The sequence below is a fragment of the Nocardiopsis endophytica genome (genome assembly GCF_027706725.1).
GTDB classification, from domain to species: Bacteria; Actinomycetota; Actinomycetes; order Streptosporangiales; family Streptosporangiaceae; genus Nocardiopsis_A; species Nocardiopsis_A endophytica.
The window spans coordinates 65293-91120 of the sequence record NZ_JAQFWQ010000009.1; the positions used below are offsets into that span (position 1 = coordinate 65293).

The 25828-nt window shown below is 75.9% G+C and carries 19 protein-coding genes; 7 read left to right on the top strand and 12 right to left on the bottom strand.

The features are described from left to right. Positions 1 to 9 precede the first annotated feature (9 nt). Together O4J56_RS05275 and O4J56_RS05280 are read left to right on the top strand one after the other, a co-directional pair. Positions 10 to 3180, top strand: a complete 3171-nt coding sequence (locus O4J56_RS05275; protein WP_270684016.1) for an ATP-dependent helicase — start codon at positions 10 to 12, stop codon at positions 3178 to 3180. Positions 3181 to 3358: 178 nt separating this feature from the next. Beyond that, a complete protein-coding gene (locus tag O4J56_RS05280; protein ID WP_270683972.1) occupies positions 3359 to 6835 on the top strand; it encodes an ATP-dependent helicase in 3477 nt (1158 codons plus the stop codon). Between the two features lie 148 nt (positions 6836 to 6983). Here the strand turns inward: O4J56_RS05280 and O4J56_RS05285 are convergent, their stop codons facing one another. From O4J56_RS05285 to O4J56_RS05315, 7 genes are all read right to left on the bottom strand, one after another. After that, the gene (locus O4J56_RS05285; protein WP_270683973.1) at positions 6984 to 8153 is read right to left on the bottom strand and encodes a type III PLP-dependent enzyme domain-containing protein; all 1170 of its coding nucleotides are present in this window, start codon (positions 8151 to 8153) and stop codon (positions 6984 to 6986) included. Between the two features lie 131 nt (positions 8154 to 8284). Next, entirely contained in the window at positions 8285 to 8932 is a 648-nt protein-coding gene (locus tag O4J56_RS05290) for an RraA family protein (protein WP_270683975.1), read from the bottom strand. A 57-nt stretch (positions 8933 to 8989) separates the two neighbouring features. Continuing rightward, positions 8990 to 10381: a TRAP transporter large permease gene (locus tag O4J56_RS05295; protein ID WP_270683977.1), complete on the bottom strand. Its 1392-nt coding sequence runs from the start codon at positions 10379 to 10381 to the stop codon at positions 8990 to 8992. Further along, complete coding sequence (locus tag O4J56_RS05300; RefSeq protein WP_270683979.1) at positions 10378 to 10932, bottom strand: TRAP transporter small permease subunit; 555 nt, start codon at positions 10930 to 10932, stop codon at positions 10378 to 10380. The genes O4J56_RS05295 and O4J56_RS05300 overlap by 4 nt, the downstream gene beginning before the upstream one ends. Continuing rightward, positions 10929 to 12041 carry a C4-dicarboxylate TRAP transporter substrate-binding protein gene (locus tag O4J56_RS05305; protein WP_270683980.1) on the bottom strand — a complete coding sequence of 371 codons (1113 nt, stop codon included), beginning with the start codon at positions 12039 to 12041 and terminating at the stop codon, positions 10929 to 10931. The genes O4J56_RS05300 and O4J56_RS05305 overlap by 4 nt, the downstream gene beginning before the upstream one ends. A gap of 2 nt (positions 12042 to 12043) precedes the next feature. After that, entirely contained in the window at positions 12044 to 12844 is an 801-nt protein-coding gene (locus O4J56_RS05310; RefSeq protein ID WP_270683982.1) for a carbon-nitrogen hydrolase family protein, read from the bottom strand. Continuing rightward, entirely contained in the window at positions 12841 to 13614 is a 774-nt protein-coding gene (locus O4J56_RS05315; protein WP_270683983.1) for an HpcH/HpaI aldolase family protein, read from the bottom strand. Before O4J56_RS05315 ends, O4J56_RS05310 begins: the two co-directional genes overlap by 4 nt. 124 nt (positions 13615 to 13738) lie before the next feature. On the opposite strand from O4J56_RS05315, the gene O4J56_RS05320 reads away from it, so the two are divergent. Then, positions 13739 to 14410, top strand: coding sequence for a GntR family transcriptional regulator (locus O4J56_RS05320; protein ID WP_270683985.1), 672 nt, complete (start codon positions 13739 to 13741; stop codon positions 14408 to 14410). 17 nt (positions 14411 to 14427) lie between these two features. Here the strand turns inward: O4J56_RS05320 and O4J56_RS05325 are convergent, their stop codons facing one another. From O4J56_RS05325 to O4J56_RS05335, 3 genes are all read right to left on the bottom strand, one after another. Continuing rightward, entirely contained in the window at positions 14428 to 15681 is a 1254-nt protein-coding gene (locus tag O4J56_RS05325; protein ID WP_270683987.1) for an acyltransferase family protein, read from the bottom strand. Between the two features lie 140 nt (positions 15682 to 15821). Next, positions 15822 to 16502 (bottom strand): response regulator, encoded by a 681-nt coding sequence (locus O4J56_RS05330; RefSeq protein ID WP_270683988.1) that lies wholly within the window; start codon positions 16500 to 16502, stop codon positions 15822 to 15824. 9 nt (positions 16503 to 16511) lie between these two features. Continuing rightward, positions 16512 to 18779: an ATP-binding protein gene (locus O4J56_RS05335; RefSeq protein WP_270683990.1), complete on the bottom strand. Its 2268-nt coding sequence runs from the start codon at positions 18777 to 18779 to the stop codon at positions 16512 to 16514. Between the two features lie 204 nt (positions 18780 to 18983). Here O4J56_RS05335 and O4J56_RS05340 point away from each other — a divergent pair, with 204 nt between their 5' ends. Together O4J56_RS05340 and nudC are read left to right on the top strand one after the other, a co-directional pair. After that, positions 18984 to 20360 (top strand): dipeptidase, encoded by a 1377-nt coding sequence (locus O4J56_RS05340; RefSeq protein ID WP_270683991.1) that lies wholly within the window; start codon positions 18984 to 18986, stop codon positions 20358 to 20360. A gap of 53 nt (positions 20361 to 20413) precedes the next feature. Continuing rightward, positions 20414 to 21406 carry an NAD(+) diphosphatase gene (nudC, locus tag O4J56_RS05345; RefSeq protein WP_270683993.1) on the top strand — a complete coding sequence of 331 codons (993 nt, stop codon included), beginning with the start codon at positions 20414 to 20416 and terminating at the stop codon, positions 21404 to 21406. 33 nt (positions 21407 to 21439) lie between these two features. On the opposite strand, the gene O4J56_RS05350 is transcribed toward nudC, so the two are convergent. Both O4J56_RS05350 and O4J56_RS05355 read right to left on the bottom strand, forming a co-directional pair. Continuing rightward, positions 21440 to 21922, bottom strand: a complete 483-nt coding sequence (locus tag O4J56_RS05350) for an ANTAR domain-containing protein (RefSeq protein ID WP_270683994.1) — start codon at positions 21920 to 21922, stop codon at positions 21440 to 21442. A gap of 100 nt (positions 21923 to 22022) precedes the next feature. Beyond that, positions 22023 to 22283 carry a mycoredoxin gene (locus tag O4J56_RS05355; RefSeq protein WP_270681082.1) on the bottom strand — a complete coding sequence of 87 codons (261 nt, stop codon included), beginning with the start codon at positions 22281 to 22283 and terminating at the stop codon, positions 22023 to 22025. Positions 22284 to 22624: 341 nt separating this feature from the next. Between O4J56_RS05355 and O4J56_RS05360 the strand changes: the two genes are divergently transcribed. Both O4J56_RS05360 and tesB read left to right on the top strand, forming a co-directional pair. Continuing rightward, positions 22625 to 24811, top strand: a complete 2187-nt coding sequence (locus O4J56_RS05360) for an ATP-dependent DNA helicase UvrD2 (protein ID WP_270683996.1) — start codon at positions 22625 to 22627, stop codon at positions 24809 to 24811. Continuing rightward, complete coding sequence (gene tesB / locus O4J56_RS05365; protein ID WP_270683998.1) at positions 24801 to 25706, top strand: acyl-CoA thioesterase II; 906 nt, start codon at positions 24801 to 24803, stop codon at positions 25704 to 25706. Before O4J56_RS05360 ends, tesB begins: the two co-directional genes overlap by 11 nt. Positions 25707 to 25828: the final 122 nt, after the last annotated feature.

The following is a 25828-nucleotide window of genomic DNA, read 5'->3' on the forward strand; positions in this document are numbered from 1 at the left end:
TACCGCCTCGTGCGGCGTGCGCACACCGAAGCGCCGCCGCCGGTGCTGGACGAGAACCAGCGGCGCGTCGTCGCGCACAAGGGCGGGCCGCTGCTGGTGCTCGCCGGGCCCGGAACCGGAAAGACCACCACGATCGTCGAGGCCGTGGTCGACCGCATCGAGAACCGCGGGACCGACCCCTCGGCGGTGCTCGTGCTGACCTTCAGCCGCAAGGCCGCCGAGGAGCTGCGCCACCGGATCACCGCGCGGCTGCGCCGCACCACCCGCGAGCCGCTGGCGCTGACCTTCCACAGCTACGCCTACGCGCTCATCCGCCGGGAGTTCCAGCGCATGGGCGACCAGGCGCCGCGCCTGCTCTCCGGTCCCGAGCAGCTCATGGAGATGCGGGAGATCCTGGCGGGCGAGGCCGCCGACGGCGCGGACATGTGGCCCGCGCGGCTCCGCCCCGCGCTGGGCACCCGCGGCTTCGCCGAGGAGCTGCGCGACTTCCTCATGCGCGCCCAGGAGCGCGGGCTGGACCCCGGAGAACTGGACCGCCTCGGGCGCGCCTACGAGCGCGACGACTGGGTGGCCGCCGGGGACTTCATGGACCGCTACACCGGCCGGTTCGACGTGGCCCCGGTGCCCACCTTCAACTACGCCGAGCTGGTGCGCATCGCCGCCAACCTGCTGAGCGACCCCGAGGTGCTGGCGCGCGAGCGGGCCAGCCGCGAGGCGGTGTTCGTCGACGAGTACCAGGACACCGACCCCGCCCAGGAGGAGCTGCTGCGCGCCCTCGCCGGGGACGGGCGCGACCTGGTCGCGGTCGGCGACCCCGACCAGTCCATCTACGGCTTCCGGGGCGCCGACGTGCGCGGCATCCTGGAGTTCCCGCAGCGCTTCCCCGGCGCCGACGGCGTGCCCGCGCCGGTCGTCGCGCTGACCACCTGCCGCCGCAGCGGCCCCGCGCTGCTGCGCGCGAGCCGGGGGGTGGCCCGGCGGCTGCCCGCCGCTCCCGCGCCCGGCGGCGGGCCGGTCAACGCCCACCGCGAGCTGGACCCCCTTCCCGGCGCGGCCGAGGGGGAGGTGCGCGCCCTGGTGGCCGACAGCCCCGCCCAGGAGGCGGCGGTCATCGCCGACCTGCTGCGCCGCGCCCGCCTGGTGGAGGGGCTGGACTGGTCCCGGATGGCGGTGCTGGTGCGCTCGGCCACCCGGCAGGTGCCGGTGCTGCGGCGGGCGCTGATGGCCGCCGGGGTGCCGGTGGCCGTGGGCGGCGACGAGCTGCCCCTGGCCGCCGAGCCGCTGGTGCGGCCCCTGCTGCTGCTCGTGCGCTGCGGCCTGCACCCCGACACCCTGGACGCCGACGCCGCCCACGAGCTGCTCATCTCGGCCTTCGGCGACGCCGACACGGTGCGGCTGCGGCGCCTGGGCCGGGCGCTGCGCCGCCTGGAGCTTGACCGGGTCGCCGCCGAGGCGGCCGAGGGCGGCGCCGCCCCGGTGCCGCGGCCCTCGGCGGTGCTGGTCGCCGACGCGCTGCGGGACCCGCGCGAGCTCACCCTGGTCGACCCGGCGGTGGCGGCGCCCGCCCGGAAGGTGGCCGCGCTGCTGCGCACGGTCGCCGACACCGCCGCCTCCGGCGGCAGCGCCGAGGATGTGCTTTGGGAGGTGTGGAGCGCCGCCGGGCTCGGCGACCGGCTGCTGCGCGCCAGCCAGGCCGGGGGGCCACGCGGCGCCGCGGCCGACCGGGACCTGGACGCGGTCGTGGCGCTGTTCGAGAACGCCGCCCGGTACTGCGACCGGCTCCCGCCCGGCACCCCGGACGGGTTCCTGGAGGACCTGGAGGCCCAGGAGATCCCCGGTGACACCCTCGCCGAGCGGGCGCCCGAGGGCGAGGCGGTGCGCATCCTGACCGCGCACCGCTCCAAGGGCCTGGAGTGGGACCTGGTGGTGGTCGCCGGGGTGCAGGAGGGCGAGTGGCCCGACCTGCGGCTGCGCGGGTCGCTGCTGGGCGTGGAGGCGCTGGTGGACGCGGTCTCCGGGCACGGCGGCCCCGACGGCGGGCCGGCCGCGGGCGCCGCCGTCGCCTCCAAGCTGCTGGACGAGGAGCGGCGGCTGTTCTACGTGGCGGCCACCCGCGCCCGGTCCCGCCTGGTCGTCACCGCCGTGGGCGGCGAGGACACCGAGGAGCGCCCGTCCCGGTTCCTCGGCGAGCTGGGGGTGGGCGAGCCCGAGCGGGTGGGCACCGGGCGCCGGTGGCTGTCGCTCCCGGCGCTGGTGGCCGACCTGCGGTCGGTGGTGACCGACCCCGAGCGCCCCGAGGCGCTGCGCCGCGCCGCCGCCGTGCACCTGGCCCGGCTGGCGCGCGAGGGCGTGCGCGGGGCGGCGCCCTCGGAGTGGCACGGGCTCACCCCCTGGTCCGACGAGCGGCCGCTGGCCGAGGACGGCGAGGGCATCCGGGTCTCCCCGTCCCAGGTGGAGCTGTTCGGCACCTGCCGGCTGCGCTGGCTGCTGGAGAAGGGCGCGGGCGCCTCGGCCGCCGAGACCGCCTCGGCGCTGGGCAGCATCGTGCACGCGGTGGCGGTGCTGGTGGCCCAGGGGGTGCCCAAGGAGGAGATCGACCGGCGGATGGACGAGGTCTGGTCGGAGCTGGACTTCGGCGGCCGGTGGTACGCGGGCAAGCAGCGCGAGGCGGCCGACCGCATGGTGGACCGGCTCATCGCCTGGCACCGGGCCGACCCCCGGGAGCTGGTCGTCACCGAGGAGGGGTTCACCGTCGACGTGGGCGGGGTGGAGATCACGGGGCGGGTGGACCGCCTGGAGCGCGACGAGCAGGGGCGCGGGTTCGTGGTGGACATCAAGACCGGGTCGTCGGCGCCGCACAAGGACGACATCGCGCGGCTGCCGCAGCTCGGCGTGTACCAGCTCGCGGTGCTCAAGGGGGCGTTCGCGCGGCTGGGCCTGGCCGATCCGGGCGGGGCGTCGCTGGTGCACGTCGGCAAGGGCGGGCTCACGAACCGGGCCCGCGAGCAGGAGCAGGGCGCCCTGGGCGAGGACGGCGACCCCGGGTGGGCCGAGGAACTGGTGCGCGACACCGCTGAGGGGATGGCGGGCGCGCGGTTCGCCGCGACCCGCAACGACCGGTGCGACTCGTGCCCGGTCAAGTCGAGCTGTCCGGCCCACGACGAGGGGAAGCGGCTGTGAGCGGGGCGCGCGTCGGCGGGCCGCCGGGCCGGAGCCGGACGGCGGCATGGGCGGAGCCGACGGCAGGGACGGGGTTCGCGGCGCGGACGGCAGGGACGGAGCGGGTGGCGCGGACGGAGTGGACGGAGCGGACGGTACCGGCGGCATCGGAGGCCGCGGCGGGGGAAGGGGATCGGCGATGAGCGGCGCGTGGGAGGCGGACGCGCAGGAGGCCGAAGAGGCCGGGGCCCCGGCGCGGCCCCGGCGGATCCTCACCCCGGCGGAGATCGCCCGGCTGCTCGGCCAGCCCGAGCCCACCGCCGAGCAGGCGCAGGTGATCTCCTCGCCGCTGGGCCCCTCGGTGGTGGTGGCCGGTGCCGGGTCCGGCAAGAGCGAGACCATGGCCGGCCGGGTCGTCTGGCTGGTCGCCAACGGCCACGTCCGCCCCGAGCAGGTGCTCGGCCTGACCTTCACCCGCAAGGCCGTGTCCGAGCTGGCCGAGCGGGTGCGCAAGCGGCTGGACCAGCTGCGCGCCGTCGACCAGGTCCCGGCCGAGGTGCTCGACGGCGAACCGGAGGTGGCCACCTACAACGCCTACGCCGCCCGCCTGGTCGCCGACCACGCGCTGCGCGAGGCGGTCGAGCCGTCCACCCGGCTGCTCAGCGTGGGGCAGAGCTGGCAGCTGGCCGCCCAGGCCGTCGCCGCCTACGACGGGCCGATGGACGCGGTGAACGTCGCCCCGGCCACCGTCACCGACCGGGTGCTCGCCCTGGCCGGGGACCTCGCCGACCACCTGCGCACCCCCGACGACGTGCGCGGGGTGGGCCGGTGGATCCGCGAACGGGCGGCCGCGCTGCCGGCCCGGGAGCGCACCAAGGACACCACCGGGGCGCTGGAGGACGCCCAGGCCGCCCGCGAGCAGCTGCTCCCGCTGGTGGAGCGGTACACCGCGGCCAAGCAGGGGCTGGAGGCGATGGACTTCGGCGACCAGGTGGCGCTGGCCGCGCGCATCGCCGAGCGCCACCCCGAGGTCGGCATGGCCGAGCGCAGCCGCTACCGGGTGGTGCTGCTGGACGAGTACCAGGACACCAGCCACGCCCAGCTCATGCTGCTGCGCGCGCTGTTCGGCGGCGGCCACCCGGTCACCGCGGTGGGCGACCCCTGCCAGTCGATCTACGGGTGGCGGGGCGCCAGCGCGGGCAGCCTGAAGAGCTTCCCCACCGACTTCCCGGAGGGGCCGGGCCGCCCGGCGCCGGTGCGCGCGCTCGCCACCAGCTTCCGCAACGGCGAGCGCGTCCTGTCGGTCGCCACCCGGATGTCGGGGCCGCTGCGGGGCGAGGGCGCCCAGGTCCCGGTGCTGCACCCCGGCCCGGCACGGCGCGGGCGCGGGGCGGTGACCTGCGCCCTGCTGCGGACCGAGACCGAGGAGTCCGCCTGGATCGCGCAGATGGTCGAGGCGGCGCTGCAGGAGTGCGCGGACGGGACCGCCCCGGACGGCCGCCCCTGGCCGCAGGGAGAGGGCGGCTCCGGGCTGACGCCGGGCGGGGTCGCGGTGCTGTGCCGCAAGCGCTCCCAGTTCACCTCGGTGCGCGAGGCCCTGGAGGCGCGCGGCATCCCGGTGGAGATCGTCGGCCTGGGCGGGCTGATGACCGTCCCCGAGGTGCGGGACGTCATCGCCGCCCTGCGGGTCGTGCACGACCCCTCGGCCGGGAACGAGCTCGCGCGGCTGCTCACCGGTCCGCGGCTGCGCCTGGGGCCGCGGGACCTGGTGGCGCTCGGGGAGAGGGCCGCCGAGCTGGTCCGGGAGGCCCGCAGGGACCTGAGGGGGGAGGCCGCGCGGGCGCCGGGCGCGGACGGAGGCGCCGGGGACGGCGCGGGTGTCGACGGCGCGGGCGCCGACGGCGCGGGCGACAGGGCCGCCGACGGCGCGTCCCTCGGAGAGAACCTGCTGCGGGACACCGTGCTGGACCTGACCGCCGAGAGCGGCAGCCTGGTGGACGCCCTCGACGACCTGGGGCCCACCGAGCGCTACTCCGAGGCCGGGTACGAGCGCCTGGCCCTGCTCGCCTCCGAGCTGCGCGGGCTGCGCAAGCTCGCCGGGCAGCCCCTGCCCGACCTGATCGCCGAGGTCGAACGGGCGCTGGGGATGGACATCGAGGTGGCGGCGCGCCCGGGGCGCGACCCGATGTCGGCCCGCGCGGACCTGGACGCGTTCATGGACGCGGCGGTGCGGTTCGCGGGCAACACCGACGATCCGACGCTGGCGGCGTTCCTGACCTATCTGCGCTCGGCCGAGGGCGCCGAGCGGGGGCTGCAGCCGGGGGAGAGGGTCGGCACCGGCGACACCGTCAAGCTCATGACCGTGCACGCCGCCAAGGGCCTGCAGTGGCCGCTGGTGGTGGTGCCGGGCCTGGCGGGGGAGGGCGGCCGCTCGTCGGTCTTCCCGACCAGCCCCCGCGAGTCCGGGGGGTGGGTGCGCCACGCCCACCGGCTCCCCTACCCGCTGCGGGGCGACGCGGCCGGGCTGCCGCGCCTGGACGACGTGGACAAGGCGTCGGTGAAGGCGATCAAGGAGGCCGAGAAGGAGCGCCACCTGCTGGAGGAGCGGCGGCTCGCCTACGTCGCCGTGACCCGGGCGTCGTTCGCGCTGGTGTGCACCGGGCACTGGTGGGGCCGGGACAGCGCCTCCAAGCGCGGCCCGTCGCCGTTCCTGGAGGAGGTCCGGGAGGCCTGCGAGGCCGGGGCCGGGCGGGTGGCCGTGTGGGCGCCGCCGCCGGACGACGGGGAGGAGAACCCGCAGACGTCGGGCGAGGAGCCGGTCGAGTGGCCGCTGCCGCCCGAGGAGTTCACCGGGGCGCCGGCACGGCGCCACCGCGGCCTGGTGGAAGGGGCGGCGCTGGTCGAGCGGGCCGCCGTGGAGGGCGGGGCGTGGGCGGAGGCGCTGGAGCGGTCCCCGCTGTCGGCCCGGGCGCGCAAGCGGCTGGACGGCTGGGAGCGCGACACCGAGCTGCTGCTGGCGCACCGTGCGGCCGACCCCGGAGGCGGGGGGCCGGTGGAGGTGGAGCTGCCCGCGCACCTGTCGGTGTCGTCGCTGGTGGTCCTGGCGCGCGACCCGGAGGCGCTGGCGCGGCGGATCCGCCGCCCCATGCCGCGCCCCCCGGCGCCGCACACCCGCCGCGGGACGGCCTTCCACGCCTGGCTGGAGCAGCGGCACGGGCAGCAGAGCCTGCTGGGCCCGGACGAGCTGCCGGGGGCGGCCGACGAGACCGCCGGGGACGACGAGGACCTGGAGGAGCTGCGGCGCCGGTTCGAGGAGAGCGAGTGGGGCGGCCGGGTGCCGTTGGACGTGGAGGTGCCGTTCGAGACCGTGATCGGCGACCGCCTGGTCCGGGGGCGGATGGACGCGGTCTTCCACGACGCGGACACCGGGCGCTACGACGTGGTCGACTGGAAGACGGGGCGGCCGCCGGAGAGCGGCCGCGAGCGCGCGGCGGTGGCGGTCCAGCTCGCGGCCTACCGGGTCGCGTGGGCGGAGCTGGCGGGCGTCCCCCTGGAGGAGGTCGGCGCCGCGTTCCACTACGTGCGGGCCGGTACGACCGTCCGTCCGGCCGATTTGCCGGACTCCGACGGCCTGGCGGAGCTGCTGAACCGCGTCCCGGAGTCCGGAGAGGGCTGAAGGCCGCACCCGGCCCCGTGGGCGAGCGACCCCGACGGACCGCTCGCTCATCCCGTCCAAGAGCCCGCGCGTGCAGGCGGGTGTGCTCGGCGTCGATCCCGGGAGAAACGACGCTTCCGGGCCGGTCTCAAGATCCGCGGGCGGCCGCTCAAGGGTCCCCCAGGCAGTGCACCTGCGGCCCGGCGGCGCGCGACGACGGGTGCGGCGGGGCGGCGGGGAAGGCGACGAGGTCGCCCGGGCGCAGGCGGTCGACGGGGACCGGCGGGAACGGCGCCTGAACGGGGCCGGGCCCGCGGAAGACCACGGTCACCGGTTCGTCCGCCAGCTCCGGGCGCTCCCACGGGTGGGGCCAGGCGTCGTCCCTGGGCACCACCGCGAACACGGGCGACTCCGGGGCGCGTCCGCCGTCCACCACCGCATAGGCGGTGCCGCGGCGGTGCTTCACGTCCAGGACCGGGGTCAGGAACCAGCCGGACCAGCCCTCGCCGGGCGGCGGCGCCACGATCGAGATCCGTTCGCCCGCTGGGCCCGGGACCCCGGGGGGCCCAGGGGCGCCGGGCGTCCCGGCACCGGGGGGCTCGGGGGAGAGGGCGAAGGCGTACTCGGGCCGGGCGATGCCGAGCAGCGACCCCCACGCTCGCAGGGTCTCGACCGGGGCGATGCCCTGGGGGCGGGAGCCCGTCGGGGCGGCGGCGAACCCCAGCAGCCGGACGGCGGGGTCGGGCCCGAGCAGCCCGGCGCACTCCACGAGCGCCGCCGCGTCCATCCCCGCCCACGGGGCGCCCTCGGTGCCGGGCGCGCCCGGGGAGTCCGGGGCACCGGGGACGCCGGGGCCCGTGTCGGGCAGGGGGTCGGACGGGGGGTCGGCGGAGCCGCCAGTGCACGGGTCGGCCGCCAGGAGCACGCCGACCGGGTTCCCCGCGCGGCGCGCGCAGTGCTCCAGGAGGCGCAGCTCGCCCGGGCTGTCGGCGAGGACCACCGCCTCGCCGCGGGCGGCATCGGCCACGACGGCCTCCAGCTCGCCCGGTGTCTTGCCGGTCCCGGCCAGGACGGCCCGCACGCCCGGGCACTCCCGCAGCACGGTGCGCACCGCGGGGACGGTGTCGACGAGCAGGCCCACGACGTGCGGGGCCAGGACCCCGGCCGCGCCGGGCGGCGGGTCGGGCAGCGGCAGGTACAGGCCGAACGCCGGCGGCAGGCAGGCGCGCAGCAGCCGGGCGCGCTCGGTCATCGCGGGGAGGTCGTGGACGCACGCCGGCAGGCTCCGGGGGGTGAGCCGCAGGGCATGCTCGTGGACGCGCTTCGGCAACTCGATCATGGGGGCTCCAACGGTGGCCGGTCGCTGCTGGGGTCCTACCCCGCGGTGCCCGGACATAGTGGGCCCATCGCCCCGAACCGGGACGAACGCGGGCGGCGGGGCCCACCCCCTGAGGCCCCGCCGCCCCGGTCTCAGGGCCGGTACTTCGCCGCGCCGGAGAACTCCGCGATGGAACCCCCCTCGGCGATCGACTCCCGGGCCGGGGCCTCGGCGTCCTCCTTCGCCTTCAGAAGGGCGCCGAGGCCCACCGCCTCCTCGGGCCTGAGGAACGCGGCCCCGTCGGAGTCGGCGAACACGACGTCCCCCGGGTGCACGACCGCGCCCCCGACGGTGACCGGCACGTTGATCGCGCCCTCGATGCCGGAGATGCGGGTGGTCAGCGGGCTGAAGCCGCGCGAGAGCACCGGGAAGCCGTAGGCGAGGGTCTCGTCGTGGTCGTTGACCGACCCGTCGATCACCGCGCCCACGGCGCCGCGCGCCTTGGCGGTGAAGGAGACCAGGCCGCCGAAGCAGGAGCGCGCGTGGTCGCCGGACTGGTCGACGACGAGGACGTCGCCGGGGCGGAGCATGTCGACCGCCATGTGGACGGCGGTGGAGTCCAGGTGGGGGATGCGGACGGTGACGGCGGTGCCGGTGAAGCGCAGCGGGCGCCGGTTCGGCCGCAGGCCCAGGGCGAAGCCGTGGTCGCGCAGGTGGCCGAGGGTCGAGACGCAGGCCCCGCCGAGTTCGGCGGCGATGCCCTCGTCGATCTGCCGGGGCATGTCGTTGACCGTGAACATGGTCGTTCCTTTCGGGGACGGATCGGTGGACGGGCCGGAGCGGGCGCGGGCGGCCGGCTACCGCGCGTTCGACAGGTCCGGGACGAGGGTGACGATGTCGGGGAAGGCGATGAGGGCGGCCACGACCACGGCGTCGGCGGCGATGAACGGCAGGATGCCGCGGAAGACGCGGCCCAGTCCGGCCTCGGGGACCGACCCCGAGTAGACGAACGCGTTCATCCCGACCGGCGGCGTGATCAGCGCCATCTCGGCGACCTTGACGATGAGCACGCCCAGCCAGATGCCGTCGAAGCCGTACCCGACGAGGATCGGGTGCAGCAGCGGCGCCGCGACGAGGATCATCGAGATCCCGTCGAGGAACATGCCCAGCGGCAGCAACAGCAGCAGGCACAGCACCAGCACGGCGTAGGGGGCAAGGTCGGCGCCGATGACGGCGTCGACGAGCGCGGTGCTGGCCCCGGACAGCGCGAGGAAGTAGGTGAACACCCCCGCGCCGACCATGAGCAGGAACGTCATCGCGGTCAGCCCGACGGCCTCGCCGACCGAGTCGCCCACGGCGCGCAGCCAGCGCGGCGGGCGGGTGCGGACGAGCAGGATGACCAGCGCGGACAGCGCGCCGAAGGAGGCGGCCTCGGTGGCGGTGGCCAGCCCGAGGTAGATGGTCCCCACCGACACCAGGAAGATCACGACGAGGAAGCCGAAGCCGGTGATGTCCGGGCGGGCGCCCGTCGCGCCGCTGTCGGCCTGCTCCCCGGCACCGGCGGCCTCCCGGCCGTCCTTCTCCGGTGCCTCCCCGCCGCCCGCGCCCCGCACGCCCGCCCGGGCCTTCCGGCGGCGGCGGACGAGCACCGTCAGCACGATGGTGGCCGCGTAGAGCAGGATGGTCAGCGCACCGGGGCCGATGCCCGCCAGGAGCAGGTGCCCGATGCTCTCCTCGGTGACCACGCCGTACAGGACGAGCACGATGGACGGCGGGATGAGGACGCCGAGCGTGCCCCCGGCGCAGACGGTCCCGGCGGCGAGGCGGATGCCGTGCCCGGCCCTGGTGATCGCGTCGGTGGACACGCGCGCCATGGTGGCCACGGTCGCCACGCTGGACCCCGTGACCGCCGCGAACATGCCCGACCCCGACAGCGAGGCGAGCGCCGTCCCGCCGGGCAGGCGGCGCAGCACCCGGGAGGCGAGGTCGAACCCCGCCTGTGCGAGCCGCGCCCGGACGGCGAACACCCCCATCAGGATGAACAGCGGGATGATCGTCAGGGAGTAGTCGGCCGCCGTGGAGAACGGCTGGTTGGCGACGGTGCTGACCGCGGCCTCCGGACCCCGCAGAAGGACGGTGCCGGTCAGGCCCGCCGTCATGAGCGCGAGGCCGACGTGCAGCCGGATCGCGAGCAGGGCCAGGAAGAGCGCCAGCACGGCGATGACGACGATGAGCGTTCCGGCGGTCATCGGCGGCCTCCGTCCTCGTGGCGGGCGGTCCCGGCGCCCTCCGCCGTGTCGGCCCCGCCGGAGCGCAGGGCGCGCAGCCCTTGCGCCTCCTTGGCGACCGCGGCGGCGAAGAAGAGCAGGAAGGACGCGAAGAGCACGAGCTTGGCGGGCCACGTGGCCAGCCGGAGGATGTCGTTGGTCGTCTCCCCGCGGTCGATCGCGGAGAGCAGGACCTCGCCCAGCCCCCACACGATCAGTGACCCGAGGGCCGCCAGGAGCACGAGCCGGAGCACGGACAGGACCGTGCGCGCCCGCCGTCCCAGCCGCATCTCGACGAGCCCGACGGAGACGTGCTGCCCTCCGGTCTCCGCCGAGGCGAGGCCGAGGAAGGCGATGGCCACCAGGAGCAGCGTGGAGATGTCCACGGTCCCCAGGACCGACTGCCCCCGCAGGTTGCGGCCGGCGACGTCGGCGACGGTGAGCAGCATCAGGACCAGGAGCAGCAGCCCGGCGGCGGCGTTGAACACGGTGGCGACCGCCGTGGCCGCGCGCGGGAGGTGCGGCCGGCTCATCGCTGCGCCCCTTCCATGCACTCGGCCAGCGGAGCGGTGTAGTCGGAGGCCGCGGACTCCTCCTCGATGATCCGCCGGTAGTCGTCGAGAACGGACCGCGCGTCGTAGCCGCGCTCCTCATAGCGGGCGACCCAGTCCTCGGCCACCCCGGCCTTCTCCTTCCAGGCCGCGACCTCCTCCTCGGGCAGGGAGGTGAACTCCGCCCCGGAGGCGTCGAGCTCCTCGCACGAGGTGTCCCCGAGCGCCCCCATCTCCTCCAGGCCGTTGGCGATGCCGTTCTCCGAGGCGCTGAGCAGCGCCTTCCGGTAGCCCTCCGGCATGGAGTCGAACAGGTCCCCGTTGATGACGACGATCGAGGACGAGTAGGCCCCGATCCCGGGGTCGGTGATGTAGGGCGTGGTCTCCGACAGGCCGAAGGTGGGCAGGTTCGCCAGGGCCAGCGAGGTGTAGCCGTCCACGACGCCGCGGGACATCGACTCGTAGATGTCGGTGGCCGTCATCGCGACCGGGTTGGCCCCGGCGGCGAGCATGACCTCCGAGGTCAGGCCGCCCGCGCGGATGCTCATCCCGCGCAGGTCGTCCAGGCCGCCGACCTTCTCGCGGGTCCCGATCGCGTTGACGCCGAGCGGGAGCGGGAAGAGCAGGCGCACGCCCTGCCGGTCGAAGTCCTCGCGGTAGACCTCGTTCTCCTCGTAGAGCCGCTCGATCGCCCTCATCTGCACCTCGGGGTTGCGGGTCTCGAACGGGAGCTCGACGACGGTGAACATGGACAGGTCCGAGGCCGCGTAGATGGACCCGACCTGGGCGGCGTCGGCGCGCCCGTCCAGCGTCGCCTGGACCGACTCGTCGGCGCCGACGAGGCTCTCGGAGTAGTGCAGCCGGACGGTGACACCGCCGCCGGTCAGCTCCTCGACCTCATCGGCCCAGCGCTGGGCCGCGCGCGACTGGTCGGAGGTCGGGTTGGAGTAGGTCGTGTAGTGCAGGACATAGGTGTCCGGAGTGCCGCAGGCGGTCAGTCCGACCGCGGCGGCCGCCAGGGCGGTGCCCGTGGCGGCGGCCGCGGTGAGCCGCCGGGCGCCGCCGCGGGGGCGGTTCGCACGTGGCCTCATGGTCAGCCTCCCGCGGGTGCCACGCGGTAGCGCCGGAGGGACAGGGCGGGGTTGACCGCGCGGACGTGGTCGATCCGCTCGCGCTCCAGGGCGGCCGTGCCGATGCCCGGCGCCTCGCCGAGCGCGGCGACGGCGATGCCCATCGGGTCGACGACGGCGCTGTTGCCCGACCCGGCGGGACCGCTCTGGCCGGCCGCGAGCACGTAGACGGTGTTCTCGATCGCCCGCGCGCGCACCAGGGTGTTCCAGTGGTACTCCTTGAGCGGGCCGGGCACCCATTCGGCGGGCAGGGCGACGGCGTCGGCCCCGGCGTCGGCGAGGACCCGCGTGGTCTCCGGGAAGCGCAGGTCGTAGCAGGTCTGCATGCCCACGGTGAAGCCGTCGACCTCCAGGAGGCCCGGCTCGCCCGGGTCGGCGGCGATGACGCGGTCGGACTCCCGGTAGCCGAAGGCGTCGTAGAGGTGCACCTTGCGGTAGACGGCCGCGACCCCTCCGCCCTGGAGGCCCACCAGGGTGTTGTGGATGCGCCCGTTCCCGGCCGCCTCGTTCACCCCGGCGATGACGGTGAGGCCGAGCCCGGCGGCGACGGCGGCCAGGCGGGTCACGGCCGGCCCGTCGAGCGGCTCGGCGCTGTCGACGAACCGGTCGTCCATGGCGGGGGCGGTGAAGACCGCGTACTCGGGAAGGACGGCCAGGCGGGCGCCGCGCCCGGCGGCCTCGCCCAGCAGCGCCTCGATCGTCGCCAGGTTCGCGTCCTTGTCCTCGGCGGGCGCGAACTGGACGACTGCGGCGGTCAGGCTCATCGACGGCTCCTCTGCTCGTTCTCGATCTCCCGCAGGGCGTCGAGCGCTCCGGTGAACCCGGACAGCAGCGCCCCGTACTGCATGGTGGTGACGATGGTCCCGGCGCCCTCCTCCACGGCCAGGCGCTTCTCCGCGTCGCTCCAGGCGGGCAGGGTCCACGGCTTGCCCGCGGCCCGCGCGGCGCGGGCGATCCCGCGCAGGTCCTCCAGGTCGTCCGGGCCGACGGTGTAGGCGCCGCGCCCGCGGCGCAGCGACAGGTCGGAGGGGCCGATGAAGACGCCGTCGACCACGGGCAGCGCGAGGATCCGCTCGACCTCCTCCAGCGCCGAGGCGTCCTCGATCATCGGGTAGCAGCGGGTCACGGCGTCCTGCTCGGCGACCCAGGCGTCGGTGAACCCCCGGTACCCGCAGGTGCGGCCCCCGGCGAAGGAGCGGTCGCCCAGCGGGGGGAACTTCGCGTAGCCGCAGACCCGGGCGGCGTGCTCGGCGGACTCGATGTGCGGGACGGCCACGGCGTCCGCGCCGAAGTCCAGGGCCTGCTGGATCGGGCCGCGCTCGGGGCCCAGCACCTTGGCGACGACCTCCATGCCGGTGCTGCGGGCGAAGGGGATCAGCCAGTCGAGGGCCGCCAGGTCGAACAGCCCGTGCTCGATGTCGAGGACGACGGTGCCGTATCCGGCGAGGTGCGCCATCTCCACGGCGGCGGCCGACGGCTCGGACAGCCAGACGCCGTGTCGCGGTGTCCTCTGAGATTCCTCCGGGTCGTGCATGCGGATGTCCCCCCTGGTCGTACGGTGTCGGACGGGTGCGGATGTGACGGGCGCCATCGGTATATGCACTGTGGACGACATGTATACACGTGGCATGCCGGAGCTGTAAAGGTAAGCTGAGTCCGTGTCAGACCAAAGGAAGAGCGGCAGGACCGGCGGACCGCGGCCCTCGGCGCGCGACCGCGCCTACGACTGGATCGGCTCGGCCATCCTGTCCGGGGTGTACGCCGAAGGGCAGTTCCTCGACGAGGTCGCCCTGGCGCGGGAGGTCGGGACCTCCCGGACGCCCGTGCGCGAGGCCCTCCACCGGCTGCAGGCCGAGCGCTACGTCGAGCTCGTCCCCCGCCGCGGTGCCCAGGTCAGGGTCGTCACCGCCACCGAGATGCAGGAGATCTACCAGGCGCGGTTCGTCATCGAGTCCGACTGCGCGCGCCGGATCTGCGAGCGGGGCCGCGGCGCCCCCGCCGGGTTCGGCGATCTCATCGAGGCGATGGAGGCCGCCGGCCGGGAGCGGAACTGGAACGAGATGGCCCAGCTCGACCAGGCCTTCCACGCCTCCCTCGTCCGCCACCACGGCAACGCCGTGCTGGCCGAGATGTACGACGCCATGCGGCCCCGGCACGTGCGCCTGGCCGTGCGGACCATCACCGAGGCCCCCGAGCGCCTCCCCGTCATCGAGCGCGAGCACCGCGAGCTCGACGCCGCCCTCAGCGCCAACGACGGCGAGCGCAGCGTGGAGCTGCTGAAGGTCCACCTCCGGGAGGTGCCCGAGCTCGTCCGTGCCTTCTCCGGGTGACCGGGGCCGGGCGCGGATCAGGCGAGGTACACCGCCGCCAGGGCGAATGCGGCGGCGCCCGCGCCTACGGCGGTCCGGAAGGGGCGCGACGCCGCCCACCCCCGCCACGGCCCCTCGAAGCGCCGGAACGCCGCGCACAGGACCGCCAGGACCAGCGCGAACACGGGCAGCCAGGCGAGCCGGGCGGCGATCCAGCCGATGCCCTCGGGGGCCGAGGTCAGCCCGGCGACCGGCGTCTGGACCAGCGCGGCGGCGAACGCGGGCACGGCGGCGGCCGTCAGGTGCCAGCAGAAGACGGTCAGCGCCCCCAGGTTCACCGCGGCCACGGGCGCCCATGCGGCGGGGCGGTGCAGCAGTCGCTCCAGCGGCCCGCGCAGCAGGACGGCGGCGCCGGTCTGGACGGCGGCCAGGGCCGGGACGAACAGCGATGGCGGGTTCAGGTTGGAGCGCCCCGCCCCGGGCAGGCCCACCGCGCTCGCCGGGTAGTCCAGCACGAGCACCAGCACCGCGAGTGCCGCCGCGCCGCCCGCCACCAGGCCCCACGCCAGACGGCGGGTCAGGCGCCCGCGGGCCCAGGAGACGCCCAGGAGGTAGGCGAACAGCCAGGCCGGCAGCACCGACGCGAAGCCGGCCCAGGCGGGGGCGTGCGCGCCCCAGGGGCCGTAGAGGAGGAGGTCCACGGCGGCGACGGGGACGACCAGGGCGGCCGCGGCCCACGGACCCACACGGCGCTCGGCGGCGACGGCGAGCGGGGTGAGCAGCGTCGCGGCCAGGTAGACCCCGATGAACCACAGCGGTTGGAGGACCAGCAGCACCAGGCTCCGCAGAGTGGCGTCGGGGACCCCTGCCGCGGCCAGGAGCACGGCCGCCGCGCCCCAGACGGCGGCGACCAGCACCACAGGGCGGCCGAGCCTGCGGGCGCGGGAGAGCAGCCAGGACCGTTCGGATTCCCCGCGCTCCCGGGCGCGGTCCAGCGCGAGGGTCGATACGTAGCCTCCCACCAGGAAGAACAGGGCGAGGGTCTGGAGCACCCAGCTCAAGGGGGCGAGCTGGGGCAGGTCGCGCAGCGGGCTGGAGATCCGCAGCCCGCCGTCGCCCCAGAGGACGAGTGCGGTGACGAGCCAGTGGCCCAGCACGATTCCGCCCACGCCGAGCGCACGCAGCCCGTCGAGCGCCCGTTCCCGGTCGGGTGGCGTGGCGGAGTCCAGCCGCCGGAGGGCGTGCCCGAGCCGCGACCGTGCGGCCGCGCCCCATCGTGTGCCCGCGTCCATGTCCGCCCCAGTGAGCCCGGCGCCCGCCGTTCGGCGCCCCCTGTCCTCCATTGATGCCCGGCCGGGGCCGCGGCGTCGTCGCCCTGGGGAGCGATGCGCCACGTCACCTCAAAGGGGGAGGGGCGGGCCGGCAGGGGTGGTCAGACGACGCCGTTCTCGTAGGCGAAGACCACGGCCTGGGTCCGGTCGCGGAGGCCCAGTTTCATCAGGATCCGGCCCACGTGGGTCTTCACCGTCTGCTCGGACAGCACCAGTTCCTCGGCGATCTCGCCGTTGGACAGGCCCCTGGCCACCAGGCGCAGGACGTCCGCCTCGCGCGGGGTCAGGGAGGAGTAGGCCTCCGGGCGGGCCGTCGCCCGTTCGCGGCGGCGGGCGGCGATGTCGGCGATCAGGCGCTTGGTCACCGACGGCGCCAGCAGCGCATCCCCCCGCGCCACCGTGCGCACCGCCGCGCGCAGGTCGTCGACCGGGGCGTCCTTGAGCAGGAACCCGCTGGCGCCCGCCCCCAGCGCCTCGTACACGTACTCGTCCAGATCGAACGTGGTGAGGACCAGCACCTTCGTGCCGGTTCCGGCCGCGTCCCCGGTGCCGTCGGCAGGGGAGTCCGAAGTGATGCGGCGCGTGGCCTCCAGGCCGTCCATCGCGGGCATGCGCACGTCCATCACGACCACGTCCGGCCGGTGCTCGCCCGCCAGCCGCACGGCCTCCCGGCCGTCGGCGGCCTGCGCCACCACGCTGATGTCCTCGGCCGCGTCCAGGAGCGCGGCGATCCCGTCGCGCACCATGGCCTGGTCGTCTGCGACTATCACGGAGATCGGCACCGGACCACCCTACTGCGGACCGCCCGCCCCCAGGGGAAGTCGCGCCTCCACCGAGAAGCCGCCGTCCGGGGTCGGCCCGGCCCGCAGGGTCCCGCCGAGGACGGCGGCCCGCTCCCTCATGCCGACCAGGCCGTGCCCGCCCGACCCGAGCCCGCCCCCGCCGCCGCCCTGCGCCGCCGGGCCGTTGGCCACGCTCACCTCCAGCGCTCCGTCCACCGGGGCCAGCGCCACCTCCACCCGCGCCCCGGGCGCGTGCTGCGCCGCGTTGCTGAGGGCCTCCTGCACGATCCGGTAGGCCGAGCGCCCCACCGCCTCCGACAGGTCGGCCTCCCCGGAGCGGTCGTCCACCTCGACCCGCATCCCCGCCGTGCGCGCCCCCTCGACCAGCTCCCCGAGCCGGTCCAGCCCCGGCTGCGGTGCCCGCTCGGCGTCCTCGCCCTGCTCCCGGAGCAGCCGCACCACCCTGCGCATCTCGGTGAGCGCCTCACGGGAGGCGTCGCGGATGGTCGTGAAGGTCTCCGCGGCGCCGTCGGGGAGCCCCGGGTACTTGTAGGGCGCCGCCTCGGCCTGGATGGCGATCATCGACATGTGGTGCGACACCACGTCGTGCAGCTCCCGCGCGATGCGCGAGCGCTCCTCCAGCGCCGCCTGGCGGGCGTGCTCGCGGCGGCGCAGCTCCGCCTCGCGTGCCAGCTCCCGCTGGGCCGACAGGCGCCCCCGCACGTTCGCACCCAGGGCCGCGATCCCCGCCGCCAGGGCGCACGGCCACAGCGTCTGCAGCACCGGCGTCCCGGTCAGCACGGTGGCGGGGAGGAACCCGACGAGCGCCGTCGCCGCGGCCACCCCCGCGGCGGTCCGGCCGCCGTGCGCCACCGCGACCGCGTACACCAGCAGGGCCATGACCACGAGGCCCGCCGCCGGCCACGGCCACAGGTTGGTGGGCGGCTCCCCGTACACGCCCCCGCCGACGACCGCCAGCGCCAGGCCCGCCAGCCCGAGCCGCCACGCGAGCAGGGGGACGGCCGGGACCAGTGCCAACGGCAGCCCCACCGCGGCCCCCAGCGCCCACGGCAGCGGTTGCGGGATCTGCTGGAGGAAGGCGAGCTGTGCCCCGGCCGCCGCCGATGCCCCGACGGAGACGGCGCACAGCACGCCCCAGGCGATCCGCTCGCGGACCAGCACCTTGGGGCCCGGCCCCGTGCCGGAGGCGGGCGGGGGGTCGTCCTCGGAGGGCATGAGGAGCCAGAGGACCGCGTAGACGCCGACCACCACCACGGCGGTGCCGGGCAGCAGCACCACCGCCACGACGCGCAGGGCGATGCGGCCCCACCGGGAGCGGCGGGCGAAGGCCGCGCACACGCCCGCGATCAGCCGGGTGTCCCGGGGGCGGCGCGGCCCGCCGAGCAGCCGCATGGGTCCGCCCGGCCTGCGCACCGGCGCCCGCCACACAGCGTCGACGAGCCCGTCGAGCAGCGGGATGGCGGGCCGGTCGGACGGGGGCGGCGCCGGTGCGGCGCGCACGCCGTGCTCTTCGCGGCGCACGCGCACGTTGTCCCCGACCACCAGGGCCGCGACCGCCGCGAAGATGTACACCAGCGCGTCGGACAGGTCGCGCCCGGGGAGGCCCGCCTGGGTGAGGAACACGGCGGTGGTGGCCACGCCGACCACGCTCACCACGCCGCGGTGGTATTGGGCCCCGACGAGGTAGAGAACGATCAGGAACGGCGGGAGGAGGTAGTCGGGCACCCCGGTCTCGACCGCGATGTCGCGCGGCAGGACGAACACCACGGCCTGCGCGGGCACCATCAGGCGCCAGGTCAGCAGCGGGGAGCGGGCGAGGAGCAGCATGGGCGCCCCGGTCGCGGCGCCCACGACGAGCGCCGCCCATCGCGGGATCCCGTAGTCGTACAGTTCGGGCCCGACCGCCCACGCGGTGAACAGCGCCGCGGCCACCAGGATGAGCTGCCGGTTCGCGGCGGCGCGTCCACGGGCCCGGGGGCGCCCCGCCGCGTGCACCAGCCACAGCACCGGGTACAGCAGCACGGGTACCACGGTGAGGGCGAAGTTCCGGCGCACACGCCTGGCCGGGACGCCCTTGCGCGCCGCGCGTTCGGCGCACACGCCGCCGACCCGGGGCGGGGGCACGGGCTCGGGCGCGGGGGAGGGCAGGATGCGCTCCAGCTCGGACGGGGGGCGCCAGAGCGCGTCGTGGAACGCCCTCCAGAACCGGGACGGCGCCCGCGCCCCGTGCTCGTGCCCGCCCGCGCCCTCGTCCATACAGCTCCCGCCCGTGACAGCCCCGTCGGACCGAACGTTAGGCCCGAGCAGGGGCCGTCGCCATCACCCCACGGCGGTAGATCACGACACAGGGGTCTCCTCCCGCTCTCGACGACGCGGGGTCCGGGCGCAAACATCGGAGGACTACCCTCGATACCGGCCCACAAGGCCGCAGTCGGAACGGAAAGGCGACGGTGCCTGCGAATGGACGCGCGTACCTACATCGAAGAGCACCGCGGCGAGTTCGTCGCCGCCCTCAAGGAATGGCTGGCCATCCCCTCCGTCTCGGCGGACCCCGACCGGCACGGTGACGTCAGGCGCTCGGCCGAGTGGCTCGCCGCCCACCTCAAGGGCACCGGCTTCCCCTCGGTGGAGGTCTGGGAGACCGGCGGCCTGCCCGCCGTCTACGCCGAATGGCCCGCCGCCGACCCCGGCGCCCCCACCGTCCTCGTCTACGGCCACCACGACGTCCAGCCGGCCGACCCCGCCGAGGAGTGGGAGACCGACCCGTTCACCCCCGTCGAGCGCGGCGAGCGCCTGATCGGCCGCGGCGCCTCCGACGACAAGGGCCAGGTCCTCTTCCACGCCCTGGGCGTGCGCGCCGGGCTGGCCGCCTCCGGCGCCGACGCACCGCCGGTCACCCTCAAGCTCCTCGTCGAGGGCGAGGAGGAGTCCGGCTCCCCGCACTTCGCGGACCTGCTCAGATCCCGCCGCGACCGCCTCGGCTGCGACGTGGTCGTCGTCTCCGACACCACCATGTGGGCCGCCGACACCCCCTCCATGTGCGTGGGCATGCGCGGGCTGACCCACTGCCAGATCGACCTGTACGGCCCCGAGCGCGACCTGCACAGCGGCACCTTCGGCGGCGCCGTGCCCAACCCCGCCGCCGCCATGGCCGACCTGCTCTCCGGCCTGCACGACGCCGACGGCCGCATCGCCGTCCCCGGCTTCTACGACGACGTCGTGGAGATCGGCGAGGAGGAGCGCGCCCTGATCGCCCGGCTCCCCTTCGACGAGGAGGAGTGGCTGGCCACCGCCTCCAGCGGAGCCGCCTCCGGCGAGGCCGGGTACAGCATCCTGGAGCGCATCTGGGTGCGCCCCACCGCCGAGATCAACGGCATGTGGAGCGGCCACACCGGCGCCGGCGGCAAGACCATCGTCCCCAAGTCCGCCCACGCCAAGCTCAGCTTCCGCCTGGTGCCGAACCAGGAGCCGCTGCGCATCCAGGAGCACGTGCGGGCCTACGTCGCGTCCGCCGTCCCCGCCGGAATCCGCGCCGAGGTGGCGTTCGGCGGCCCCGGAGTGCGCCCCTGCGCCTCCGACCTGTCCTCCGAGGCCGTGCGCGCCGCCCGCGCCGCGATGTCCCGCGCCTTCGGCACCGAGGTCCTCTACACCCGCGAGGGCGGCAGCGGCCCCGAGGCCGACCTGGCCGACATCCTCGGTGCCCCGCTGGTCTTCGTCGCCGTCGGCCTCGACGACGACCGCATCCACGCCCCCAACGAGAAGGTGGAGGTCCCCCTCCTCCTCAAGGGCGCCGAGAGCGCCGCCTACCTGTGGGAGGGCCTGGCCCAGCGCGGCTGAGCCCTCCTCCGCACACCGCACCGCTCCGATCGAGGAAGACCCGGGAAGGCCCCATGAGCACGCCCGACCCCATGCCCCTGCTGTCCCGTAGCGCCGTCGACATGGCCGGGCACCGGCGCGGCGACGAGGAGTGGCTGGAGAAGGCCTGGGCCGACCCCGCGACCCGCGTGATGGTGCTGGAGGGCGGCGACCCCGTCACCTACGGCTGGCGCAACCTGATGTCCCGCCAGTCTCGGGCGCTGGTGCGCGACGGCGGCGGTGCCGGCGGCGACCGCGTCCGGCTGGAGTTCACCTCCCCCGCCCAGGCCCCGGACGGCGACCGGTACCTGCTCGGCGCCGACGCCGACGGGCGCGCCTACTTCGCGGTGCACGCCGACGAGGGGGACCCCTTCGCCGAGGCGGAGCGCGAGCCCGGGGTGCGCGCGGCGTCGCTGCGGGAGGCCGGGGCGGTGCTCGACGACGCCGAGGCCGGGCTGCTCACCCACGCCGTCGCGCTGGCCAACTGGCACGCCTCGCACCGCTTCTGCCCCGTGTGCGGGGCGCCGACCCGGACGTCGGCCGCAGGGCACGTGCGGGTGTGCGAGCGCGAGGGCACCGAGCAGTTCCCCCGCATGGACCCGGCGGTGATCATGCTGGTGGTCCGGGAGGACCCGGACGGTGAGGAGCGGTGCCTGCTCGGGCACAACCCCGCCTGGCCGCAGGACCGCTACTCCGTGCTGGCGGGCTACGTCGAGCCGGGGGAGTCCCTGGAGCACGCGGTCGTGCGCGAGGTCGCCGAGGAGGTGGGCGTGGCCGTGGCGGACCCGGAGTACGTCTCCTCCCAGCCGTGGCCGTTCCCGCGCAGCCTGATGCTCGGGTTCACCGCCCGCGCCGTGGGCGAGGCCGAGCGCACCGACGACCAGGAGATCACCGACGTGCGGTGGCTGTCCCGCGCGGAGCTGCGGGCGGCCGCCGAGAGCGGCGCGGTCGCGCTCCCCGGGCGCGTGTCGATCGCCCGGCTGCTGATCGAGCGCTGGTACGGCGGGCGGCTCCCGGGCGAGTGGTGAGCGGCGCGGGGCCCGTCACCGGCGCGGTCCGGCTCAGACGCGGCCGTTGCCGGCCTCGGCCGCCGTCCCGGCCCCGGCGAGCTCGGCGGGCAGCGGGGTGAGCGGGTTGGTGCAGCTGCCGACCACGTCGCGGGACAGGTCGGCGACCTTGCGGCCGCGCGAGCGGGCGGCCGAGCGCAGCTTCTCGAAGGCCTCACGCGGCGCGAGCCGGTGCCGCTCGGCGAGCACCCCGATGGCCTGCTCGACCACGACCCGCGTCTGCAGCGCGTGTTCGAGCTGGGCGACGGTGATGCGCAGCCGCTCCACCTCGGTCGCGTCGTCGCCGGCGCGCGGCGGCGCGGGCGGCGCCTCGGGGACGCGCTGCTGCTCGGCCGCCAGGATGTCGGCCAGCACCATCGCGTTGACCAGGTCGGGGACCTGCTCGCCCTGCACGCTCCAGCCGCCGGGCGTGCGCCGGATGACCCCCGCCTCGGCCGTCGTCTCCTCGCCGTCTCTGGTCCGGCTGTGTGCTGCCACGTGGTCCCCCTCGTGATCTGGGCCCCGACCGGCCCCGTGCGGTGCGGGCCGGTCGGGCGGCGCGGTGCGCCCGGGAGGGGCCGCCCGGAGGCGGCCCGCCTCAGGCGAGCGCGGCGATCTTCTCCTTGACCTGCTTGGCGGACGGGTTGGTGAGGGCCGTACCGTCGCCGAACAGCACGGTCGGAACCGTCTGGTTGCCGCCGTTGACCTGCATCACGTACTCCGCCGCGGCCGGGTCCCGCTCGATGTCCACCTCGTCGACGGCGATGCCCTCCCGCGCGAGCTGGCTCTTGAGCCGCTTGCAGAAGCCGCACCACGGCGTGGTGTACATCGTGATCGGACCGGTGCTCGGGGTGGTCATCGAACCTCTCCTCGTTCCGTCGAACAGGCCGTCGCCGGTGCACGCCGCCCGAAGGCGATCAGAACACCGCCTAGAGACAACGCGGCGGGCCTCCCCGAGCTTCCCCGTATCGGCCGCATCACCTCGTGGGACGCCTCCGGCGGCCGGGTGGTTCCCGCCGGAACGCCTGCGGCACCGGCGTTCCCGCGCTGCCGGCGCCGTCCACAGGCGGGGCCCGCATCTGCGCACACGTCCGCGGTGGCCCCCGATACTTGAGAGACTCGACGGGCGGAGCGGGGCGCGGGTGGCCGGAGTCGGCCGCGCCCCCGGGCCGGAACGAAAGCAGGGAACGGAGGAGCCGCATGGACCCCGACCGCGTGCTGGAGGGGCTCGACCCCGAACAGCTGGAGGCCGCGCGCGCCCTGCGCGGGCCGGTGTGCATCCTGGCGGGGGCGGGGACCGGCAAGACCCGCGCCATCACCCACCGGATCGCGCACGCGGTGGCCTCGGGCGTCGCGGCCGAGCAGCAGGTCCTCGCGGTCACCTTCACCACCCGCGCCGCGGGCGAGATGCGCGGGCGGCTGCGCGCCCTGGGCGCCCCCCGGGTGCAGGCGCGCACCTTCCACGCCGCGGCGCTGCGCCAGCTCTCCTACTTCTGGCCGCAGGTGGTGGGCGGCCCCCCGCCCACGCTGATCGACTCCAAGCTGCAGGTGGTGGCGCGCGCCGCCCGGGACTGCGGGGTGGAGGCCGACCGGACCGCCCTGCGCGACCTGGCCTCGGAGATCGAGTGGTCCAAGGTGACCCAGGTGCGCCCGGCCGACTACGAGAGCGCCGTGGCCAAGGCGGGCCGCACCGCCCCGATGGCGCCGGTGGAGGTGGCCCGGGTGTTCGAGGGGTACGAGGAGATCCGCCGCGAGCGCAACCTGCTCGACTTCGAGTCGATGCTGGAGCTGACCGCCGCCATGCTCGCCGAGCGCCCCGAGATCGCCGAGCGCGTGCGCGACCAGTACCGCTACTTCGTCGTCGACGAGTTCCAGGACGTCAACCCGCTGCAGAAGCTGCTGCTGGACGCCTGGCTCGGTGACCGCGACGACCTGTGCGTGGTGGGCGACCCCGGCCAGACCATCTACTCCTTCGCGGGGGCCACCCCCGCCTACCTGACCCGCTTCGCCGCCGCCTACCCGCACGCGACCGTGGTGCGGCTGGTGCGCGACTACCGGTCCACCCCCCAGGTGGTGAAGGTCGCCAACGACGTGCTCAAGCGGTCCCGGCCGATCGGCGGGGGCGACCAGCGGATCGAGCTCGTCGCCCAGCGCCCCGACGGGCCCGACCCCTCCTACACCGAGTACGACGACGAGCCCGCCGAGGCCTCCGCGGTGGCCCGCCGCATCGCCGCCCTGGTCGACTCGGGCACCCCGGCGCGGGAGATCGCGGTGCTGTTCCGCACCAACTCCCAGTCCGCCGCCTACGAGCAGGCCCTCGCCGACGCGGGCATCGCCTTCACCGTGCGCGGCGCCACCCGGTTCTTCGAGCGCCAGGAGATCAAGCAGGCCGTGCACACGCTGCGCGGGGCCCGCCAGGGCGGGGGAGGCGAGCCGCTGGCCGGGACGGTCCGGCCGCTGCTGGCCCCCCTCGGGCTGACCCCCGCGGCGCCCGAGGGGCGCCAGGCGCGCGAGCGCTGGGAGTCGCTGGCGGCGCTGGCCCAGCTCGCCGACGACATCGCGGTGGAGCGGCACCGCGGCTCCTGCGCCGCCCCCGGCGAGGGCGGGGCCCCGGCCGCGCCGGGCGCGGGGCCGCTCCCGGCCGAGTGCCCCTGCGGGCGCCCCTACACCGCCACGCTGGACGACTTCGTGGAGGAGCTGGAGGCCCGGGTCGCCACCGAGCACGCCCCGGAGATGGAGGGGGTCACCCTGGCCTCCCTGCACGCCGCCAAGGGCCTGGAGTGGGACGCGGTCTTCCTCGTCGGCCTCACCGAGGGCACGCTGCCCATCGTCTACGCCGAGACCGACGAGCAGGTGGAGGAGGAGCGGCGGCTGTTCTACGTCGGCGTCACGCGGGCCCGCGAGTACCTGTCGATGTCGTGGGCGCTGGCGCGCTCCCCGGGCGGGCGCAAGGGGCGCCGCCCCAGCCGCTTCCTGGACGGGCTGCGCCCGGCCTCCCCGTCGCTGGCCTCCAACCGCCGCGACCGGTCCCGCACCGGGAAGGTGGTGCGCTGCCGGATCTGCGGGAACACCCTCACCGACGCCGCCGAGCGCAAGGTCGCCCGGTGCGCGGACTGCCCGGCCGACTACGACGAGGCGCTGCTGGAGCGGCTCAAGGAGTGGCGCAAGGACACCGCGCAGCGCCAGGGGGTCCCGGCCTACGTGGTGTTCACCGACGCCACCCTGCAGGCGGTGGCCGAGCTGGAGCCCTCAGGGGTGTCCGAACTGTCGCGGATATCCGGTGTCGGCGCCGTGAAGCTGGAACGCTACGGTGAGGCGGTGCTGGCCCTGTGCGCGGGGGAGGAGCCCCCGGTGCCCGAGGAGGAGGGGGAGCGCGATGGCGGATGAGACGGCGGCGCCGGCCGCGGGCGGGGAGGCGGCCGCGTCCGGCCAGTCCCTGGAGTCCCTGCTGGGCATCCTCGACCTGGAGCGGATCGAGGACGACATCTTCCGGGGCTCCAGCCCCGACCACGGCCCCCAGCGGGTGTTCGGCGGCCAGGTCGCCGGGCAGGCGCTGGTGGCCGCCGGGCGGACGGTGCCCCCGGAGCGGGCGGTGCACTCGCTGCACGCCTACTTCATCCGCCCCGGCGACCCGTCGGTGCCCATCGTCTTCCAGGTCGACCGGGTCCGCGACGGGCGCTCCTTCACCACCCGCAGGGTGACCGCGGTCCAGCACGGCCGGGCGATCTTCACCCTGTCGGCCTCCTTCCACAAGTCCGAGCCGGGCCTGAGCCACCAGGTGCGCATGCCCGAGGTGCCCGGCCCCGAGGAGCTGCCCACCGCGCGCGAGCGGCTGGAGAAGGCGCTGGGCACGGTGCCGCGGTTCGCCTACTGGCACCCGATCGAGATGCGCCCGGTGGGCGCGATGTCCTTCGAGGTCGGCGCCGACCCGGCGCTGCGCACCACGGAGAACCTGGTGTGGATCCGGGTCGACGGGCGCCTTCCGGACGAGGACCTGCTGCACGTGTGCCTGATGACCTACGCCTCGGACCTGACCCTGCTGGACACGGTGCTGCTGCGGCACGGCCGGTCCTTCGAGGGCATCGCGATGGCCAGCCTCGACCACGCCATGTGGTTCCACCGGCCCTTCCGCGCCGACGAGTGGCTGCTCTACGCCCAGGAGACCCCCTCGGCGGAGGGCGCGCGCGGGCTGGCCCGCGGCCTGTTCTACACGCGCGAGGGCGAGCTGGTCTGCTCGGTGGTGCAGGAGGGGCTGATCCGGGTCGTCGGCGACGGATCCTGAGCCCGGGCGGTTCCCGTGGACTTTCGGCCGGATCCGGACGAAATCGCAGGTCAAAAATTGGTTGCCGCGCATCGGCGACCCCGTCTAGTGTTAACTCCCGTCAGCGACCGCGCATGGTCCGC

What these genes read in the sequence shown, in the direction of transcription:
- O4J56_RS05280 (WP_270683972.1), top strand. Translation starts at nt 3,359, where the DNA reads ATGAGCGGCGCGTGGGAGGCGGACGCGCAGGAGGCCGAAGAGGCCGGG.
- O4J56_RS05310 (WP_270683982.1), bottom strand. Translation starts at nt 12,844, where the DNA reads ATGAGCCTGACCGCCGCAGTCGTCCAGTTCGCGCCCGCCGAGGACAAG.
- O4J56_RS05335 (WP_270683990.1), bottom strand. Translation starts at nt 18,779, where the DNA reads ATGGACGAGGGCGCGGGCGGGCACGAGCACGGGGCGCGGGCGCCGTCC.
- O4J56_RS05300 (WP_270683979.1), bottom strand. Translation starts at nt 10,932, where the DNA reads ATGAGCCGGCCGCACCTCCCGCGCGCGGCCACGGCGGTCGCCACCGTG.
- O4J56_RS05290 (WP_270683975.1), bottom strand. Translation starts at nt 8,932, where the DNA reads ATGTTCACGGTCAACGACATGCCCCGGCAGATCGACGAGGGCATCGCC.
- O4J56_RS05285 (WP_270683973.1), bottom strand. Translation starts at nt 8,153, where the DNA reads ATGATCGAGTTGCCGAAGCGCGTCCACGAGCATGCCCTGCGGCTCACC.
- O4J56_RS05355 (WP_270681082.1), bottom strand. Translation starts at nt 22,283, where the DNA reads ATGACCACCCCGAGCACCGGTCCGATCACGATGTACACCACGCCGTGG.
- O4J56_RS05295 (WP_270683977.1), bottom strand. Translation starts at nt 10,381, where the DNA reads ATGACCGCCGGAACGCTCATCGTCGTCATCGCCGTGCTGGCGCTCTTC.
- O4J56_RS05325 (WP_270683987.1), bottom strand. Translation starts at nt 15,681, where the DNA reads ATGGACGCGGGCACACGATGGGGCGCGGCCGCACGGTCGCGGCTCGGG.
- O4J56_RS05315 (WP_270683983.1), bottom strand. Translation starts at nt 13,614, where the DNA reads ATGCACGACCCGGAGGAATCTCAGAGGACACCGCGACACGGCGTCTGG.
- tesB (WP_270683998.1), top strand. Translation starts at nt 24,801, where the DNA reads ATGGCGGATGAGACGGCGGCGCCGGCCGCGGGCGGGGAGGCGGCCGCG.
- O4J56_RS05360 (WP_270683996.1), top strand. Translation starts at nt 22,625, where the DNA reads ATGGACCCCGACCGCGTGCTGGAGGGGCTCGACCCCGAACAGCTGGAG.
- O4J56_RS05340 (WP_270683991.1), top strand. Translation starts at nt 18,984, where the DNA reads ATGGACGCGCGTACCTACATCGAAGAGCACCGCGGCGAGTTCGTCGCC.
- nudC (WP_270683993.1), top strand. Translation starts at nt 20,414, where the DNA reads ATGAGCACGCCCGACCCCATGCCCCTGCTGTCCCGTAGCGCCGTCGAC.
- O4J56_RS05305 (WP_270683980.1), bottom strand. Translation starts at nt 12,041, where the DNA reads ATGAGGCCACGTGCGAACCGCCCCCGCGGCGGCGCCCGGCGGCTCACC.